Origin of the sequence: Kribbella rubisoli, assembly GCF_004217145.1 — a bacterium.
GTDB classification, from domain to species: domain Bacteria; phylum Actinomycetota; class Actinomycetes; order Propionibacteriales; family Kribbellaceae; genus Kribbella; species Kribbella rubisoli.
Genome location: NZ_SHKR01000013.1, coordinates 453814 through 469758, shown reverse-complemented (window position 1 = coordinate 469758; position 15945 = coordinate 453814). Strand labels below are relative to the sequence as shown.

The 15945-nt window shown below is 69.0% G+C and carries 21 protein-coding genes; 8 read left to right on the top strand and 13 right to left on the bottom strand.

Translation table 11 applies throughout. The annotated features are described in order from the left end of the window. The first annotated feature begins 40 nt into the window (after positions 1-40). Positions 41-715, top strand: coding sequence for an SIS domain-containing protein (locus EV645_RS22425; RefSeq protein ID WP_130445923.1), 675 nt, complete (start codon positions 41-43; stop codon positions 713-715). Continuing rightward, positions 715-1266, top strand: a complete 552-nt coding sequence (locus EV645_RS22420) for a P-loop nucleotide/nucleoside kinase family protein (RefSeq protein ID WP_130445922.1) — start codon at positions 715-717, stop codon at positions 1264-1266. The genes EV645_RS22425 and EV645_RS22420 overlap by 1 nt, the downstream gene beginning before the upstream one ends. A 29-nt stretch (positions 1267-1295) precedes the next feature. Here EV645_RS22420 and EV645_RS22415 read toward each other — a convergent pair whose 3' ends face one another. Beyond that, positions 1296-2054 carry a GntR family transcriptional regulator gene (locus EV645_RS22415; protein WP_130445921.1) on the bottom strand — a complete coding sequence of 253 codons (759 nt, stop codon included), beginning with the start codon at positions 2052-2054 and terminating at the stop codon, positions 1296-1298. 203 nt (positions 2055-2257) lie between these two features. Here EV645_RS22415 and EV645_RS22410 point away from each other — a divergent pair, with 203 nt between their 5' ends. Continuing rightward, a complete protein-coding gene (locus EV645_RS22410) occupies positions 2258-3229 on the top strand; it encodes a glutathione S-transferase family protein (RefSeq protein ID WP_130445920.1) in 972 nt (323 codons plus the stop codon). Here the strand turns inward: EV645_RS22410 and EV645_RS22405 are convergent. Then, the gene (locus tag EV645_RS22405) at positions 3198-3779 is read right to left on the bottom strand and encodes a TetR/AcrR family transcriptional regulator (protein ID WP_130445919.1); all 582 of its coding nucleotides are present in this window, start codon (positions 3777-3779) and stop codon (positions 3198-3200) included. The two genes, EV645_RS22410 and EV645_RS22405, sit on opposite strands and share 32 nt — an antisense overlap. Before the next feature lie 49 nt (positions 3780-3828). On the opposite strand from EV645_RS22405, the gene EV645_RS22400 reads away from it, so the two are divergent. The 4 genes from EV645_RS22400 to EV645_RS22385 all read left to right on the top strand — a co-directional run bounded on the left by EV645_RS22400 (position 3829) and on the right by EV645_RS22385 (position 7180). Continuing rightward, positions 3829-4491, top strand: a complete 663-nt coding sequence (locus tag EV645_RS22400; protein WP_130445918.1) for a haloacid dehalogenase type II — start codon at positions 3829-3831, stop codon at positions 4489-4491. 70 nt (positions 4492-4561) lie between these two features. Next, positions 4562-5776: a Na+/H+ antiporter NhaA gene (gene nhaA / locus EV645_RS22395; RefSeq protein ID WP_130445917.1), complete on the top strand. Its 1215-nt coding sequence runs from the start codon at positions 4562-4564 to the stop codon at positions 5774-5776. A gap of 52 nt (positions 5777-5828) precedes the next feature. Then, the gene (locus EV645_RS22390) at positions 5829-6272 is read left to right on the top strand and encodes a phage holin family protein (protein WP_130445916.1); all 444 of its coding nucleotides are present in this window, start codon (positions 5829-5831) and stop codon (positions 6270-6272) included. An 80-nt stretch (positions 6273-6352) separates the two neighbouring features. Beyond that, positions 6353-7180 carry an alpha/beta fold hydrolase gene (locus EV645_RS22385; protein WP_242000570.1) on the top strand — a complete coding sequence of 276 codons (828 nt, stop codon included), beginning with the start codon at positions 6353-6355 and terminating at the stop codon, positions 7178-7180. Here EV645_RS22385 and EV645_RS22380 read toward each other — a convergent pair. Genes EV645_RS22380 through nth form a run of 6 tightly spaced genes read right to left on the bottom strand, consistent with a single transcriptional unit; the run spans position 7167 to position 11578 of the window. Then, positions 7167-7796, bottom strand: coding sequence for a hypothetical protein (locus EV645_RS22380; protein WP_130445914.1), 630 nt, complete (start codon positions 7794-7796; stop codon positions 7167-7169). The genes EV645_RS22385 and EV645_RS22380 overlap by 14 nt on opposite strands. Beyond that, positions 7793-8293 carry a SigE family RNA polymerase sigma factor gene (locus EV645_RS22375; protein ID WP_130445913.1) on the bottom strand — a complete coding sequence of 167 codons (501 nt, stop codon included), beginning with the start codon at positions 8291-8293 and terminating at the stop codon, positions 7793-7795. Before EV645_RS22375 ends, EV645_RS22380 begins: the two co-directional genes overlap by 4 nt. Before the next feature lie 42 nt (positions 8294-8335). Then, complete coding sequence (locus tag EV645_RS22370; protein ID WP_130445912.1) at positions 8336-9508, bottom strand: MarP family serine protease; 1173 nt, start codon at positions 9506-9508, stop codon at positions 8336-8338. Next, positions 9505-10209 carry an NUDIX hydrolase gene (locus EV645_RS22365; protein WP_130445911.1) on the bottom strand — a complete coding sequence of 235 codons (705 nt, stop codon included), beginning with the start codon at positions 10207-10209 and terminating at the stop codon, positions 9505-9507. Before EV645_RS22365 ends, EV645_RS22370 begins: the two co-directional genes overlap by 4 nt. Beyond that, positions 10206-10805 carry a TlpA family protein disulfide reductase gene (locus EV645_RS22360; RefSeq protein WP_242000569.1) on the bottom strand — a complete coding sequence of 200 codons (600 nt, stop codon included), beginning with the start codon at positions 10803-10805 and terminating at the stop codon, positions 10206-10208. Before EV645_RS22360 ends, EV645_RS22365 begins: the two co-directional genes overlap by 4 nt. Continuing rightward, on the bottom strand, positions 10802-11578 hold the full coding sequence (gene nth, locus EV645_RS22355; protein ID WP_130445910.1) for an endonuclease III: 777 nt from the start codon (positions 11576-11578) through the stop codon (positions 10802-10804). The genes EV645_RS22360 and nth overlap by 4 nt, the downstream gene beginning before the upstream one ends. Positions 11579-11711: 133 nt before the next feature. Between nth and EV645_RS22350 the strand changes: the two genes are divergently transcribed. Then, the gene (locus tag EV645_RS22350; protein WP_130445909.1) at positions 11712-12389 is read left to right on the top strand and encodes a Crp/Fnr family transcriptional regulator; all 678 of its coding nucleotides are present in this window, start codon (positions 11712-11714) and stop codon (positions 12387-12389) included. A gap of 212 nt (positions 12390-12601) precedes the next feature. On the opposite strand, the gene EV645_RS22345 is transcribed toward EV645_RS22350, so the two are convergent. The 5 genes from EV645_RS22345 to EV645_RS22325 form a co-directional block, all read right to left on the bottom strand. Further along, complete coding sequence (locus tag EV645_RS22345) at positions 12602-13549, bottom strand: type IV toxin-antitoxin system AbiEi family antitoxin domain-containing protein (protein ID WP_130445908.1); 948 nt, start codon at positions 13547-13549, stop codon at positions 12602-12604. A gap of 135 nt (positions 13550-13684) precedes the next feature. Beyond that, a complete protein-coding gene (locus EV645_RS22340; RefSeq protein ID WP_130445907.1) occupies positions 13685-14446 on the bottom strand; it encodes an MBL fold metallo-hydrolase in 762 nt (253 codons plus the stop codon). After that, positions 14443-15288, bottom strand: coding sequence for an NUDIX hydrolase (locus EV645_RS22335; RefSeq protein WP_242000568.1), 846 nt, complete (start codon positions 15286-15288; stop codon positions 14443-14445). The genes EV645_RS22340 and EV645_RS22335 overlap by 4 nt, the downstream gene beginning before the upstream one ends. 7 nt (positions 15289-15295) lie before the next feature. Further along, positions 15296-15757 (bottom strand): RidA family protein, encoded by a 462-nt coding sequence (locus tag EV645_RS22330; protein WP_130445906.1) that lies wholly within the window; start codon positions 15755-15757, stop codon positions 15296-15298. Then, positions 15754-15915, bottom strand: a complete 162-nt coding sequence (locus EV645_RS22325) for a Sp36 family protein (protein ID WP_130386959.1) — start codon at positions 15913-15915, stop codon at positions 15754-15756. Before EV645_RS22325 ends, EV645_RS22330 begins: the two co-directional genes overlap by 4 nt. Positions 15916-15945 lie beyond the last annotated feature (30 nt).

Here is a 15945-nt window from a genome sequence, read left to right as displayed (position 1 = left end):
GTGCTCGCGGATCGCGGATCGCGAACGATAGGTTCGGCGCATGGCTGGGGCTGAGGAGTACTTCGGTAAGGCGTTGGCGATCGCGCAGCAGGCGGCCGAGACGCAACTCGGGGCGATCCGGGTAGCGGCGGGGCTGGTCGCGGAGGCGCTCGCCGGCGGGAAGCGGTTCTGGGCGTTCGGGACGGGGCACAGCCACGCGCTGGCCGAGGAGCTGTACGGGCGCGCCGGCGGGCTGGCCGACGTACGGGCGATTCTCGAACCCGGGCTGATGCTGCACGAGGGGCTGCAGAAGAGCTCGCTGCTCGAACGACTGCCCGGGCTGGCCGAGGTTTTGCTGGAGATCAATCAGGTGGAGTCCGGCGATGTCGTACTGATCGCCTCGAACTCGGGGCGGAACGCCGTACCGGTCGAGTTCGCTCTGGGTGCTCGGAAGCGGGGTGCGCAGGTGATCGCGCTGACGTCGATGGCGCATACGACCTCGACCATGTCCCGGGCGCCGGGCGGTCAGCGGTTGTTCGAGACCGCGGACGTGGTGATCGACAACTGCGGCGTACCGGGTGACGCGCTGATCGAGGTCCCGGGCTCACCGGAACTCACCGGCGCGACCTCGACGATGGTGGGAGCAATGCTCGTGCAGGCGCTGACCGTCGAGGTCGTTGCGCGCCTGGCGGAGCGCGGCGAAACCCCGAACGTCCTCCGCAGTCAGAACGTGTGATGAAGCGATTCCTTCTGCAGATGTCCGGCCTTCCGGGATCCGGGAAATCCACGATCGCCCGCCAGATCGGTGCGCGGTACGGCGCGGTCGTGGTGGATCTCGATGTCATCCGGAGCGCCGTGCTCGATGGCGGCGTATCTATCGAGGCGAGTGGACGGGTCGCGTATCCGGTCATGTTTTCGCTGGCCCGGAGCGTGTTGGACCAGGGGTTGAGCGTGGTGATCGACAGCCCGTGCGGGTACGACGAGATTCTTGAGACGGGTCGCGCGATTGCTGATGAGAGGGGGGTCGCCTACAAGTACGTGGAATCCCACACGGACGACCTCACGCTGATCGGTCAGCGCCTCAGCTCCCGAACCCCGCTGCGAAGCCAGCGCCGAGGAATCAGCGTGCACGCCGTAGACGCGGGCGACGCGGATATCGATGGCGAGCAGCTATTCCAAGCCTGGCTCCAACGAACAAAACGCCCGGCCGACGGCTACCTACGGGTCGACGCTACAAAGCCAATAGACATCATCTTGACGGAGGTCGAGACCTACCTCGACCTCTAGCTCCCGCGTGCCCGGAGGCTGACTACAGCTCAGGTGGCGCGGTAGGCAACTGTGATGTCGTAGCGGTCCGACCTATAGACGGAGCGGCCGAATTCGATGACCTGGTCGGTGGCGGTGCGGGGGGCGACGGTGATGATGAGGCAGGGGGTGGAGTTGTCGATCTCGAGGAGTTCGGCGTCTCCGGGCTCCGGTGGGGCGGCGACGATGGAAGCCGAGACCATGCCGAGGGTTACGCCGTACCGGGTGGAGAGTTCGGTGTAGAGCGACTTCTCGGCGAAGTCGATCTCGTCGAGGCCGGGGTAGCGCTGCAGCGAGAGCGCGGTGCGCTCGATCGCCATCGGGTCGCCGTCGGCGGTGCGGAGGCGGGTGAGGTGCAGGACGGGGGTGCCGATCGGCTCTTCGAGCTCGCGGGCGAGATCCTCGTCGGCGGCGCCGACGCGGTGCTCGAGCACCTTGGCGCCGGGCAGGATGCCGCGGTTGATCATGTCCTGGGTGAACGACGAGGCGAGCATCCGCGACGGGCGGGGCTCGGCGACGAAGGTGCCGCCGCCAGGGCGGCGGTTGGCCAGGCCCTCGGCCACGACCCGGTCCACTTCCTGCCGGACCGTCATCCGGGCCACGCCGAAGCGCTCGGCCAGGACGCGTTCGGACGGCAGCACGGTGCCGACGGCCAGCGAGCGGGTGAGGTTCTCCAGAATCTCGCGAATCTGGTCACCCTTCGGACGATCGGTCCGCAGCTCGGTAGGGAGCTCGGCGAGGTCGCCTGGGTTGTTCCGTGGGCGGGCCATGAGGTCTCAGCATCCCTGGGAATCTGGCCGGCAAACCGGTTGCCGGGGTACACGGGCCGCGGTGTTTTCTTACCGCGCAAGACGTCCGTGACCTCTCTGTCCCGGACGACCTTGTCAGCCCGACTGTAACGTCCAGTGCCGTCTCACGGCCAGTGACCATCCACAGCCTCAGCCAATTCCCAGCGGGGGGTAGTTTTGTCGTTATGGCCTCGGGACAGTTCGTGCAGGAGACGTCATCGGCAGGCGAATGGAAGCGGCAGGGCAACAGATTCACCGGCCGGATCACCCGAGACTCCACCTCGAGGCCGGGCGAAGGCCCCGATGATCAAGGTCGCTGGCCGGTCGAGCCGGGACGGTACCGGTTGGTCGTGAGCCTGGCCTGCCCGTGGGCACATCGGTCCGTCATCGTCCGCCGGCTGCTCGGCCTGGAGGACCCGATCAGTCTGGCGATCGTCGACCCGGTCCGCGACGAGCGCGGCTGGCGGTTCACTCTGGACGCGGGCGACACCGACCCGGTGCTCGGCATCAAGTTCCTCTCCGAGGCGTACCTGCGCACAGACCCGTCGTACGACGGACGCGTGACCGTGCCGGCAATCGTCGACACGAACACCGGCGACGTGGTGACGAACGACTACCCGCAGATCACCCTCGACCTCTCAACGGAGTGGACCGACTTCCACAAACCCGGCGCCCCGCAGCTGATCCCGCCGGATCGCGCCGAGATGGACGTCCTGATCGACGAGATCTACCGCGACGTCAACAACGGCGTGTACCGCTGCGGTTTCGCGACCAGCCAGGAGGCGTACGACGCCGCGTACGACGCCCTGTTCGCGCGTCTCGACGTACTCGAGGGACGGCTGCAGGACCGTGAGTACCTGGTCGGTGACACACTCCGCGAGGTGGACATCCGGCTGTTCACGACGCTGGTCCGCTTCGACGCGGTGTACCACGGGCATTTCAAGTGCAACCGGCAGAAGCTGACCGAGTTCCCCAACCTATGGGCGTACGCGCGTCGCCTGTACCAGCGCCCCGGCTTCGGCGAGACGGTCGACTTCGACCAGATCAAGCGGCACTACTACGTGACCCACCACAACATCAACCCGACGGGCATCATCCCGAAGGGCCCCGATCCGCGCGTCTGGATCAGCTGGCCAGTGCGGCCAGAGCCGCGGTGACCGCCGACCTGAGCTGCGCCCGCGTCGCACCGGATCGTGACCGCAGGTTCACCGCGTAGGCGAGCAGCGTCAGCAGCTCCGCCGCGCCCTCCACCTCGACCCCGGACCGCAACTCCTCGTTGCTCTGAGCAACCGTCAACGCGACCGCCAGCGCATCCCGCAGTGCGGCGTGATGCTCCGCGAGCACCGCCCGTACCGCTTCCGGCGGGTTGTCCGCGTTCGCATTCGCCATCATGCAGCCCCATCCGGCGTACTCCCCGGACAGCCGCAACCGCAGCAACCGGTCGAAGAACGCGCGTACTGCGGCCAGTCCACGACCATCCGCAGCCACTTGGTCGAACATCGGCCGCGACCGCTGATCGAGGTACCGCCGGGCGGCCGCCGCATACAGGTCGTCCTTGCCGCCGAAGGCGTTGTACAGACTCGATCGACTCAGCCCGGTCGCCGCGACCACGTCCTGGATCCCGGTGGCCGCGCTCCCACGACGCCAGAACAGCTGCTCGACCGTGGCCAGCGCTTCTCCCTCGTCGAAGTGTTTGACATCCGCCATACCCGGCATCATATCTTGGAACGACCGATCCAAGATGTGAGGAGTCGTGATGATCGACGTACTGGTGCTCGACGTCAACGAGACCCTGACGGACATGGAGCCGCTGCGGGACGGGTTCGAAGCGGTAGGCCTGCCCCGGCACAGCCTCGACGCATGGTTCGCGGCGACCCTGCGGGACGGGTTCGCGTTGACCGCGGTCGATGCGTACGCCGACTTCCGCGAGCTCGCGGCCGAACTCCTGGAGGCACAGCTCATCGCCGCGGGGATCGAGCCGCACGACGAAACGATCGCGAGCGTGCTCTCCGGATTCACCCGCCTGCCGCTGCACCCCGACGTCGAACCTGGACTTCGCCGAATCCATGAATCCGGGATTCGCATCGTCACGCTGACGAACGGGTCGGCGGCGATGTCGAAGCAGGTCTTCGAGAAGGGCGGCATAATGCCGTACCTCGAGCACCGCCTCGAGGTCGCCACACCCCAGCGCTGGAAGCCGCACCCGGACGCCTACAGGTACGCCGCCGAGGTCTGCGGGGTTCCCGTGGAACGGATGGCGCTCGCCGCGGTCCACCCGTGGGACATCGACGGCGCCCGCAGGGCCGGACTCAACGGGTTCTACCTCGACCGGCGGCACACGCCGTACCCGAAGTCGTTCCTCGCGCCGGACCTCGTCGTAGGAGATTTCGAAGCCCTGGCCGAGGAGATCACCAGGTAGAATCGGTCACTGGGTGTGCCGGGAAGTCTGGTCGGCGTCCGTCCGACCGACCCCGAAATGAAGGGCCGACATGAGCCAGCACCCGCGGATCCGGCAGAAGAAGCGCGCATTCCCCCGCGTTCTCGGGCGCGAACGAGCATTCCTCGCGGACACGCTGCGCGCTGAAACCACCGGCGGCCTGCTGTTGCTCGCGGCCGCTGTCATCGCGCTGGTCTGGGCGAACTCTCCCTGGCAGGACGCGTACCACCACCTCCGCGACGCCCAGCTCGGCCCGCTGACGGTCGAGGCCTGGGCATCCGACGGGGCGCTGGCGTTGTTCTTCTACCTGGCCGGTGTCGAGCTGAAGCGCGAGCTTGTGGTCGGCACCTTGTCGAAGCTCAACGAGGCCGTCGTACCGGTGGTCGCGGCGATCGCCGGAATGATGCTCCCGGCAATCATCTACGTGATCACCAACCTGGTCGCGAAGGACGGGAAACCGCACGGCTGGGCGGTTCCGACCGCGACCGACATCGCATTCGCGCTGGCTGTCCTCGCGATCGTGGGTTCGTCGCTGCCGAGCGCGCTGCGCGCGTTCCTGCTCACGCTGGCGGTGGTGGACGACTTCGGCGCGATCCTCGTGATCGCGGTGTTCTTCTCGCACGGCTTCCACCTGCTCTCGCTGCTCGCCGCGGTCGCCCTGATCGCACTCTGGTACCTCCTCCAGAGACGCCGCATCCGTACTCCGTTCCTCTACGTGCCGATCGCTTTGGCGACCTGGTGGTTCATGCACGAGTCCGGGATCCACGCGACGATCGCGGGCGTTGCGCTCGGGCTTGTCACCCGCGTCGTCGCGGACCCCGGCGAGAAGCACGCGCCGGCGGAGCGGATCGAGCACCGGCTGCGGCCGTGGTCCGCGGGCCTCGCCGTACCGGTGTTCGCGCTGTTCGCAGCTGGCGTGACGTTGAGCGGGACCGCCGTACGGCAGATGCTGACCGACCCGGTCGCTATCGGCGTTGTCGCCGGGCTGCTGGTCGGCAAATCTGTCGGCGTGTTCGGCGGGTCCTGGCTGACCGCACGCTTCACGCGGGCCGAGCTGAACTCCGACCTGGCGTGGCGAGATGTCGCTGCCGTGTCCGTGCTGGCCGGCATCGGTTTCACGGTCGCGCTGCTGATCGCCCAGCTCGCTTTCGGATCCGACGCTGCCCAGGTCGAGCGCGCCAAGGCCGCCGTACTGGTCGCGTCGGTGCTGGCCGCGTTGATCGCCGCGCTCCTGCTGGCTCGCCGAAACCGCGCGTACGCCGATTGACCGCGGGTACGGACTGTAGTGTCGGGGCACGGACGTGTGGGAAGGAGTTGCGATGTCGATGGGGCAGAACGGGGACGGGCCCACGGTCGGCCAGCTTGTCGCGAATGCCAGCAAGGAACTGTCCAGCCTGGTCCGCAGTGAGGTCGAGCTCGCCAAGACCGAGCTGAAGAAGACCGCGATCGCGGCCGGGACCGGTGCCGGGATGTTCGCGGCGGCTGCATTCCTGGCGCTGCTCGCGGTCATCCTACTAAGCATCTCCGCGGCGTACGGGCTGACCGCCGCCGGTCTGCACCCGGCGATCGCGTTCCTGATCGTGGCCGGCGCCTTCCTGCTGATCGGCGCGATCCTGGTGTTCATCGGGATGCGGGCGCTGAAGAGCGCGAAGGGTCCGGAGCGGACGATCGAGACCTCGAAGCAGTCGGTCGAGGCGCTCAAGGCGATCGGCAAGGGCGACGAGGAGCACGCGGCCTTGCCTGAGCCGGGCGTACGGCGCTGAGCCCGGCGGGAGTCGTCGACCTGCTGGTCGACGGCCCCTGGTCGCACTCACTGGTCGCGGCCAACGGGGCCCGGTTCCATGTGGCCGAGTGCGGCGCGGCGGACGACCCGCTGGTCCTGTTCCTGCACGGCTTTCCCGAGTTCTGGTGGGCTTGGCGACACCAACTGCCGGTCGTCGCGGCCGCCGGCTACCGCGCGGTGGCGATGGACTTGCGCGGGTACGGTGCCAGCGACAAGACGCCTCGCGGATACGACCCGTACACCGCGGCAGCTGACGTCTCCGGCGTGATCCGGTCTCTTGGTGCGACCGATGCGGTGGTCGTCGGGCACGGGTGGGGTGGCTTCATCGGCTGGTCGGCCGCAGTACTAGCGCCCCGGCAGGTCCGCGGACTGGCCGCCGTGTCGGCGCCGCACCCGCTCGTGCTGACCCGCGCCGGCCGAGCCAAGGCCTTGAGCCGCACGGCCTGGTTCCAGCTGCCGATCTTTCCGGAGCGGCGGTTGCTGGCGCACGACGGCATCCACATCGAAGGCCTCCTTCGCGCCTGGGCCGCACCGGACGGCACCTTCCCCGACGCGGAGGCGTCTCGCCGCTACCGCGCGGCACTCCAGGTCTGGCCGGCGCCGCACTGTGCCCTCGAGTACCACCGCTGGTTCGTCCGCTCGCGACTTCGCCCGGACGGCCGCAAGTACTCGAGCCGGATGCGTACGCCGGTCGCCGTACCCGTGCTGCAGATCCACGGCGCACAGGACACCGCCATCTCCCCCACCGCGACCACCCCGCCGCAACTGGTCACCGCGCCCCTGCGCCACGAACTGATCGCCCCAGCCGGCCATTTCCCCCACGAGGAGACACCGGACCTGTTCAACAGCCTGGTCGTGGACTGGTTGAGATCTTTTACCGCTGGGTGACCTTCCAGCCGCCGCCGACCCGCTCGAGCCGATAGGTCACGTCGTGACGGTTCCCGCAGCCCCGGGCGAACACGGCGCGAACCCCGGCGTGATCGGGGTACATGAAGATCGGGTAGACGGTGATGATCGGGACCGGTCCGGGCGTGCACGAGACCGGGGACTCGGGGCCGCCCCAGATGACCGGCGCTACCGGCTTGACCGCTCGCTCGATCTTCGCCTGCGCCGCGGAGGAGAAGGTGACGGTGGCGGGTCTCGATCCCAGGTGGCCGCCGTTCACCTGGATCGCCTCCCACTGGACGCCGGCGGGCTTGAACTGGCGTGCCATCGCGACGACCACGGCGCCCCAGATGTCGCCGTCCCCGGCGATCCTGGAAAACACGGTCGGCGCGGGCGTCGCCGTAGAGGTCGCTGCAGGAGCCACCGGATCGGCGTTGTCCAGCAGGTCGGCGCCGTACAGGACTCCGGCCAGCACAGCGATCACTGCGGCCGCGGCGAGCAGAGCCGGGCCGCGACCGTGACGCTTGGTTGCCTCCGGCAAGCGATCGATCAGGTTCTCCTTGCCGGCGAAGGTTTCACTGAGGAGCTCGCCGAGCTCGTCGTCGGTCAGCCTGGTCATCGCTGCGCCTCCTCGGCGGACAGGGTGTCTCGTAAGGTTGCCAGTGCGCGGGCGGCGTTGGTGCGAACCGTGACGGGGGCGACGCCGAGCAGCTCGGCGATCTCGCTGTCGGGAAGGTCCTCGTAGTAGCGCAGGACGAGGACCGCTCGCTGCTTGCGAGGCAGCTCGGACAGTAGCCGCCAGGCGGTGTCGCGCTGGGCCTGGCGGGTTCCGATGTCCTCGCCGGACGGCTGGTCCACCGGCTCGGCCAGCGGGACCTCGCCGTTCTTCAGCAGGCGACGCCAGCTGAGGAACTCGTTGACCACCATCGTCCGCAAATAGGCCTCAGGATGGTCGAGCGAGCCGATCCGCTGCCAACGGCGGTGCGCACGCGCGAAGACCGTCTGGACCAGGTCCTCCGCAGTGTGCGGGTTGCCGGTCAGCATCAGTCCGAGCCGCAGTAACCGCCGTTCGCTCGAGCGCACCAACTCGTCGAACGAGAGTGCCTCCGTCGTCACCGTCACACTCCTTCAATGCGGCGGCGGCTCCGGCATGTTGCATCACGTGCAGGATTGGGTGGAGACCTCTTGGGTTGCGGTGGTGCCGGTGCGGGCGTCGGTGGAGACCTGTTCGGCGGTGAGGACGTAGCCGGTCCGGTTGTCTTCGACCGAGGCGGCGAAGACCACGCCGTACACCGTGCCCTTGGACGACAGGAGCGGGCCGCCCGAGTTGCCGGGGCGGACCGAGGCCCAGATCGAGAACGCGTCGCGGGTGACGGTCTTGTCGCCGTAGATGTCGGGGCCGCGGAGCCGTTCCTCGGAGCGGATGCGAGCCGGCTCGGAGTCGAACGGACCGTTCTCCGGGTAGCCGAGGACGACCGCCGAGTCGTCGGCCTTACCCGCGAAGTCGAAGGTCAGCGGCTGTTCCTTCAAGTTCGGCACGTACAGCACAGCGATGTCGGTCTCGGGATCGAACACGACGACCCTCGCGTCGTACTTCTTCCCATTCACCTCGACCGAGGGCGAGCTGACCCCGGCGACGACGTGGGCGTTCGTCATCACCCGCTGCGGCGCGTACACGAACCCACTGCCCTCGAGACCGCGCGAACAACTGGCCACCCCGGTCACTTTTGCGATCCGCGTGTACGCCGCCCGCACCGGCGCCTGTCGCGCGATCGCGCTGTCCGGCGGCTGCGTCTCCCGGATCCGCTCCGGCACGAACGGGTCGAGGAACCGCGGGAACAGGTCGGTGTTCACCACATCGTTGAACGACTGCAGCGCGCGATCGGCGCTGTCCGGCAGGACCTCGTCGACCTTCGCCAGCACCTGCGACCCACGGACCGCGGACGTCACGCTCGGGATCCGCGCACCGCTGACCGCGACGCCGAGCACCCAGGCGACGATCAGCACAGAGGCCGCGGCCAGCGCGGCGCCGCCGAGCGCGTCGAGGAACCGGATCGGTTTCCAGGACAGCCGGTTGCGCACCCTGGTCCCGACCATCGCCCCGAGCATTCGCCCGAGCGCGGCCAGTCCCACCACCAGCACCAGCGCGGCGAACGACACCGTCACGCTCGGTGAGAAGTGGTCCAGGATCCTGGGGACGCCCCAGACGCCGATGGCGGCGCCGCCGAGCAGGCCGAGCGTGGCGCATGCCCCGAGCACGAACCCTTCGACGTACCCCGAGATCGCCACCAGTGCCGCGGTGCCGAGCACCGCCCAGTCGAGCCAGCTCATTCCACGCCTTCCGACTTGTCCCCATGCCTCCGCCAGGCCGCCTCGACCAGTCGGTCGGGCAACGGTACGACGACCGAGGGGTCCCAGTCGCGGCGCCATCCGCCGAGAAGGAGCAATTTATCCAGCAACCCGGCCGTGAATCCCCAGATGTAGAGGTCGTCGACGACGAACGCCGGGCCGGTGAATCCGGACGGGTGCACGCAGCTGATCCGGTTCGCCGGGTCGGCGAGCGCGCTGATCGGCACCTCGTGCACCGATGCGACCTCGGCCGGGTCGACCACCGCGACCGGCGACGGCTCCCGCCACCACGCGAGCACCGGCGACACGCCGAAGTTGCTCACCGGCACCCAGAGCGCCGGCCAGATCGAGAACGGTACGACGCCGGCCGGGTCCAGCCCGGTCTCTTCCTCGGCCTCGCGCAAGGCGGTCCGGACCAGACCCTCGTCACCGGTCCCGTCCTCGGGATCGGCCCCGCCACCGGGGAACGCCATCTGCCCGGCATGGCTGCGCAACGTCCAGGCCCGCTCGGTCAGCAGCACCTCGGGCCCATCGTTGCCCTCAGCAAGCAAGATCAGAACGGCGGACTTGCGCACCGACGGATCGTCCGGCGGCAGGAAGCGGGACAACTGGTTCGGGTCGACGTCATCGGACGCCTTCGCCAACGGCTGCAGCCAGTCCGGGATCTCCACATCGAACGTCATCGCGCGTGCTCCTCCACCAGCTGATCGAGCTGCTGCTGCGAGGTGAGTACGCCGCGATGCACGAAGGCGACCGCACCGTCGGAGTCGATGAAGGCGGTCAGCGGCGGACCGCCGATCTTCAACGCACGCTGGATCGCTTTGTCCCGGTCGACGACGTGCGGATACGTCAGCCCTTCGTCGGCCGCGAACTTCACCGCCAGCTCCGGCCGCGGGTCGTCGTAGTCGATCCCGAGCATCTTCACCGTCCCCGCCTTCGCCAGCTCGGCCAGGTACGGCGCTTCGTCGCGGCACGGACCGCACCACTGCGCCCACACGTTGATCACCAGCGGACCGCGGAGGTCGGCGAGCCGGATATCCGGGCCGCTGCCCAGACACGGCAGACTGACGTCCGGTAGACCGTTGGTCGTCGGAGGTTTCGACGGCGTCGACGGACACGCCGTCAGCTTGTCCGCGCCGGCGACCGGGGTCGCTGTCGACGTGGCTCCCGGCTTCTCCGTGCCGCAGGCAGCCAGCAGGATCGCGAGCGCGACGCCCGTCGCCGCACAGACCAGTGGCCGGCGGCGGGGCGTCGTACGCGATCGTGCCGGGAGGTTCACGCCGGGACCTTCACCAGCTTCGCGGCGACCTCGGGGTCGGTCGGGCCGGTGCCGTACGACGGGCACCACTGGGCGATCGGGCAGGCACCGCAGGCGGGCTTCTTGGCGTGGCAGCGGCGGCGGCCGTGGAAGATCAGCCGGTGCGACAGCATCGTCCAGTCCTTCTTCGGGAAGAGCTCGCCGATGATGTGCTCGACCTTGACCGGGTCCTCCTCGGCGGTCCAGCCGAACCGGCGGACCAGGCGGCCGAAGTGTGTATCGACGGTGATCCCCGGGACGCCGAAGGCGTTGCCGAGGACCACGTTGGCCGTCTTCCGGCCAGTGCCCGGGAGCTTCACCAGCTCGGTCAGCTTGCCGGGCACGACGCCGTCGTAGTCGTCGACCAGGGCCTGGCCGAGCTTCATCACGCTGTTGGTCTTGGCCCGGAAGAAGCCGGTCGGCTTGAGGATGGCCTCCATCTCGTCCCGGTCGGCCTCGGCGTACGCCTGGGCGGTCGGGTACTTCGCGAAGAGCGTGGGGGTCACCTTGTTCACCGTGACGTCGGTGGTCTGGGCCGACAGGATGGTGGCCACCAGCAACTCGAGCGGGGTGGCGAAGTCCAGCTCGCAGTGGGCGTCCGGGTAGGTGTCGGTGAGCACCTTGTGCATCTTGCGGGCCCGGCGGACGAGCTGGGTATGGGTCTCGTCGACGACCACGGGGGCCTTGCGGGGGAGGTTCAGCGAGACCGTCGGGAGGGCTCCCGGGACTGGTTCCGCGACACGCGGGGATGGCATGGAGGCAAGCCTACGTGGCGGTGCCGACACCCGAGGGGCTACGGTTTTGTGGCGACCGGGTGTGAACGACCCGGTGCCGGACGGGGCAGATCCCCCGCCCGCAGTCGTGGTCGAAGGTCCTAGGAGGCCCAAAGTGGATGCCGCAGTGCTCCGACAGGCACCGCTGTTCAGTCAGCTCGACGACGAGGCGGCCGACGCCCTGGCCGCATCGATGTCCGAGAGCCGGCTGCGGCGCGGCCAGGTGCTGTTCCACGAGGGCGACTCCGGTGATCGGCTGTTCGTCGTGGTCGAAGGAAAGGTCAAGCTCGGGCGTACGTCGGCCGACGGCCGGGAGAACCTGATCGCCGTGCTCGGCCCGGGCCAGATGTTCGGCGAGCTGTCGCTGTTCGACCCGGGTCCGCGGTCCGCGACCGTCACCGCCGTCACCGACGCCCAGCTGATGTCGCTGACCCACGACGAGCTGCTCCGCTGGCTGGACGGGCGCCCCGCGGTGGCCCGCGGCCTGCTGCTGCAGCTGGCCGGGCGGCTGCGCAAGGTCTCCGACGTGGTGGCCGACCTGGTCTTCTCCGACGTGCCGGGCCGGGTCGCCAAGGCCCTGCTCGACCTGGCCAGCCGGTTCGGGCGCACCGCCGACGACGGCGTACACGTCCACCACGACCTCACTCAGGAGGAGCTGGCCCAGCTGGTCGGCGCCTCCCGCGAGACCGTGAACAAGGCGCTGGCCGACTTCGCCTCCCGAGGCTGGGTCCGCCTGGAGCCCCGCTCCGTCGTACTCCTCGACGTCGACCGCCTGCAGCGGCGAGCGCGCTAACCACCCCCGGCACCCCGGCACGTCGCCGTACCCGGCGCCCCGCCCCCCGGCGTACCAGCCCGGAAACACGAGGGGATATCCCGTCGGGTTGCCGGTTGTCGGTTCTTGTGAAGAGGGGAGAACCGGCAACACGGGGGGATAACCCATCGCGCGGACCGACGCCACGGCGGAGGACCGGGTCAGGCTGGCGCGGGGTCAGGCGGCGCGCGGGGTCAGGCGGCGGGGTGGGCGCGGGTGAATGCCTGGCGGATGGTGAGTCCGACGTACGCCGGGCGGTTGAAGTCCGCCCAGACGAACCTCACCACCTCGAGTCCGAGCGCGCGCAGCCGATCCTCACGGTGCTTCTCGCGGACCAGCACCGCGGACGACCCACCGCTGTACTTGAGCAGCCCGTCGAACTCGACCACGGTGCGGTACTGCGGGAAGTAGAAGTCGACCCGCCCCACCAAACCGTCGGAGTCGAACAACTCGGCCTGGAGCACCGGGTCCGGCAGCCCGGCCTGATGCATCAGTACCCGCAAACGCGATTCTCCGACCGATTCGGAGAGCGGATCTGCGAACTGCAACGCTGCCCGCGCGATGGGGCTACCCGGCCAGAACTCGATCACGGACAACAGGCGCTGCAACTCGTCTGCCTCGACGAGGCCTTCGCGCAGTACGACGTCCGCGCTGACGACGGCCGCCTCGAACGACGTCGTACAAGCAGCCTCGACGAGAGCACGAGGTACGGTCGTGGACGGCCGATCGTCTACCTGGGTCAGATCGGGTGGCTCGAGGCGACCGAGGTGGTGCTGCACGCCCGCGATGAGACCGCCGGCACGACCATCCACGCGCGTGATGTGCACCCGGGTCAGGTCGAGACCCCAGAGCGGCAGTCCATGAAGGGCGAGCGCGGACTGGTGGCTGACGACCACACTGCCTTGTCGGAGGGAGTTCATCACTGCATGGATGGCTCGGACATGCCCGGTCCGCTGCTGCTCCCACGCCGGCAGTCCGGTGACGTCGAGCGTCTCGGCGTACTGACCACGCCTGAGCTGCTCCCACCTGCCGTTGCCCAGGCGCAGGACGATCTGCCGCGGGGTGTAACCGCATTCGAGAGCCTGCGTGCGGCTGAACACCCCACCCTGACGTTCGGCGATCAGTCTGAGCTTCAGGTTCACCCGTCCAGCATCCCCGCCCCACTACCCTCCGTGGCCCCCTCTCACCACATCTGTGGACAACCATTTGGCGGGATCTCCCACCGAAGTGTCCCTTCTCTGTCGGTGTGACGAGGGGAGAACGGGCAACTGGAGGGGTTATCCGTTCAGGTAGTCCAGCTGGGCCCGCACCGAGCGTTCGGCGGCGGGCCAGAGGGTCTTGTCGACGTCGGCGTAGACGTGTTCGACGATCGCCTCGGGCGTGGTGTGCCCCTCGGCGACGGCCGCGCGGACCTGGTTCAGGCGTTCCTCGCGGTGATCGAGGTAGTAGGTGAGTACGGCGGCGGGGTCGTCGATGACGGGCCCGTGGCCGGGCAGCAGGCGCGCTACGCCGGCCGATGAGTTGGCGAAGGCGCGGAGGCTGTTCAAGGAGTCGAGATAGGGGCCCAGGGCACCATCCGGGTGCGCGACGACCGACGTACCGCGGCCGAGGACCGTGTCGCCGGTCAGCAGCGAGCCGTCCTGCGGCAGCCAGAAGCAGACCGAGTCGAGCGTGTGGCCGGGCGTCGGCAGGACCTCGATCCGCAGGCCGTCGGCGGTGATCACGTCGCCTTCGGACAGCCCGTGGGCGTGATCGGTCGGGATCCGGAAGGCGGGATCCACAGCCCGCACCCCGCAGCCGGCCTGGTTGGCGAACCAGGCGGCGCCCTCGGAGTGGTCCGGGTGTTTGTGCGTCAGCAGTACGACGGCCACCTGGCCGGCCGCCTCGAGGACCGCGGTGAGGTGCTCTTCGAGCATCGGGCCGGGGTCGACCACGACCGACCGCTCCCCCTCCGGCGCCTTCAGGATCCAGGTGTTGGTCCCGTCCAGCGTCATCGGGCCGGGATTGTCCGCCCGTACGAGAGTCGCGTACTCGGTCATGTCGTCTCCAGATAAGCCTGGTCGCCGTCGATCCGCACGGTCGGCATGATCGTCCGGATCTTGCGGTCGCCCGCACCGGCCAGTACCTCGGCGACGTCGTCGTACTGCGTGAGGTCGCGGCAGCACAGGTACGTCGGGGGCAGCATGAGCGTCTCGCCCGCATCGACCGCGGCCACCGCGTCTCCCGGCCTGACCCACGCGACCTGATCGGACTCGCTCGTCACGTCCCGGGTCAGCTGACCGGCTGGGAGCGCGGCGACGAAGAAGGCGGTGTCGTACCGCTTGGGCTCGAACTCCGGCGTGATCCAGTGCGCCCACGCGCGGAGCAGATCCGCACGGAGCAGGAGCCCGCGCCGGTGCAGGAAGTCGGCGAACCTGAGCTCGCCTGCTTCGAGGGCGACCCGGTCGGCCTCCCAGTCGGCACCGGTCGTGTCGCCGACCACCGTCTCCGTGGACGGGCCGGCGAGGAGCACACCGGACTCCTCGAAGGTCTCCCGCACCGCGGCGGCCACGTAGGCAGCAGCCAGCTCGGCCGAGCAGCCGAGCCGGTCGGCGAACTCACCCGGCGGCGGACCGGACCACGAGTCGGCAATCGCCGAGTCAGCCGGGTCGACCCGCCCACCGGGAAACACAGTCATGCCGGCCGCGAACGCCATCGTCCGCTGCCGCCGCAGCAAGTACACCTCGAGGCCGCCGGCTGCCGGTGCGTCGACGAGGGTGCTGCGGAGCAGGATGACCGTCGACGCCGGTCGCGCCTCGACCGGCGTACGGCCAGTCCGGACGTGCTCGAGGGCTGTCTCGGCCATCCGGCCGGTCATCAGTTCGGACTTCAGGTCCCGCACGATCGGGTCAGCCGACCTCGACGATGAGTTCGACCTCGACCGGAGCGTCCAGCGGCAGGACCGGTACGCCGACCGCGCTGCGGGCGTGCTGCCCCGCCTCGCCGAAGACCTGGCCGAACAGCTCGGAGGCGCCGTTGGCGACCTGCGGCTGACCGGTGAAGTCCGGCGTGGACGCGATGAACGCGACCGCCTTGACGATGCGCTTCACGTTCGCCAGGTCGCCGATCTCGGCCTTGACCGCGGCCAGCGCGTTCAGCGCGCACTGCTGGGCGCACTCGCTGGCGACCGCGGCGCTGACCTCGCCGCCGACCTTGCCGGTGGCGATCAGCGTGCCCTCGCGCAGCGGCAGCTGACCGGACGTGTAGACGAGGTCACCGGTCCGGACCGCCGGGACGTACGCCGCGACCGGCTTGGCCACGTCGGGCAGCTTCAGGCCGAGCTCGGCGAGCTTCTCCTCGGGGTGGCTCATTTGTCCTCGATCTCCCGCTTGAAGTAGGCGACCAGGTTCTCCGGGTTCATCCCCGGAACGACCTGGACCAGCTCCCAGCCGTCCTGGCCGAAGTTGTCCAGGATCTCCTTGGTCGAGTGGACCAGCAGCGGCGCGGTGAAGTACTCGAACTTCTTCATGCAGGGGACTCTACTGATACCTTCCCCGCC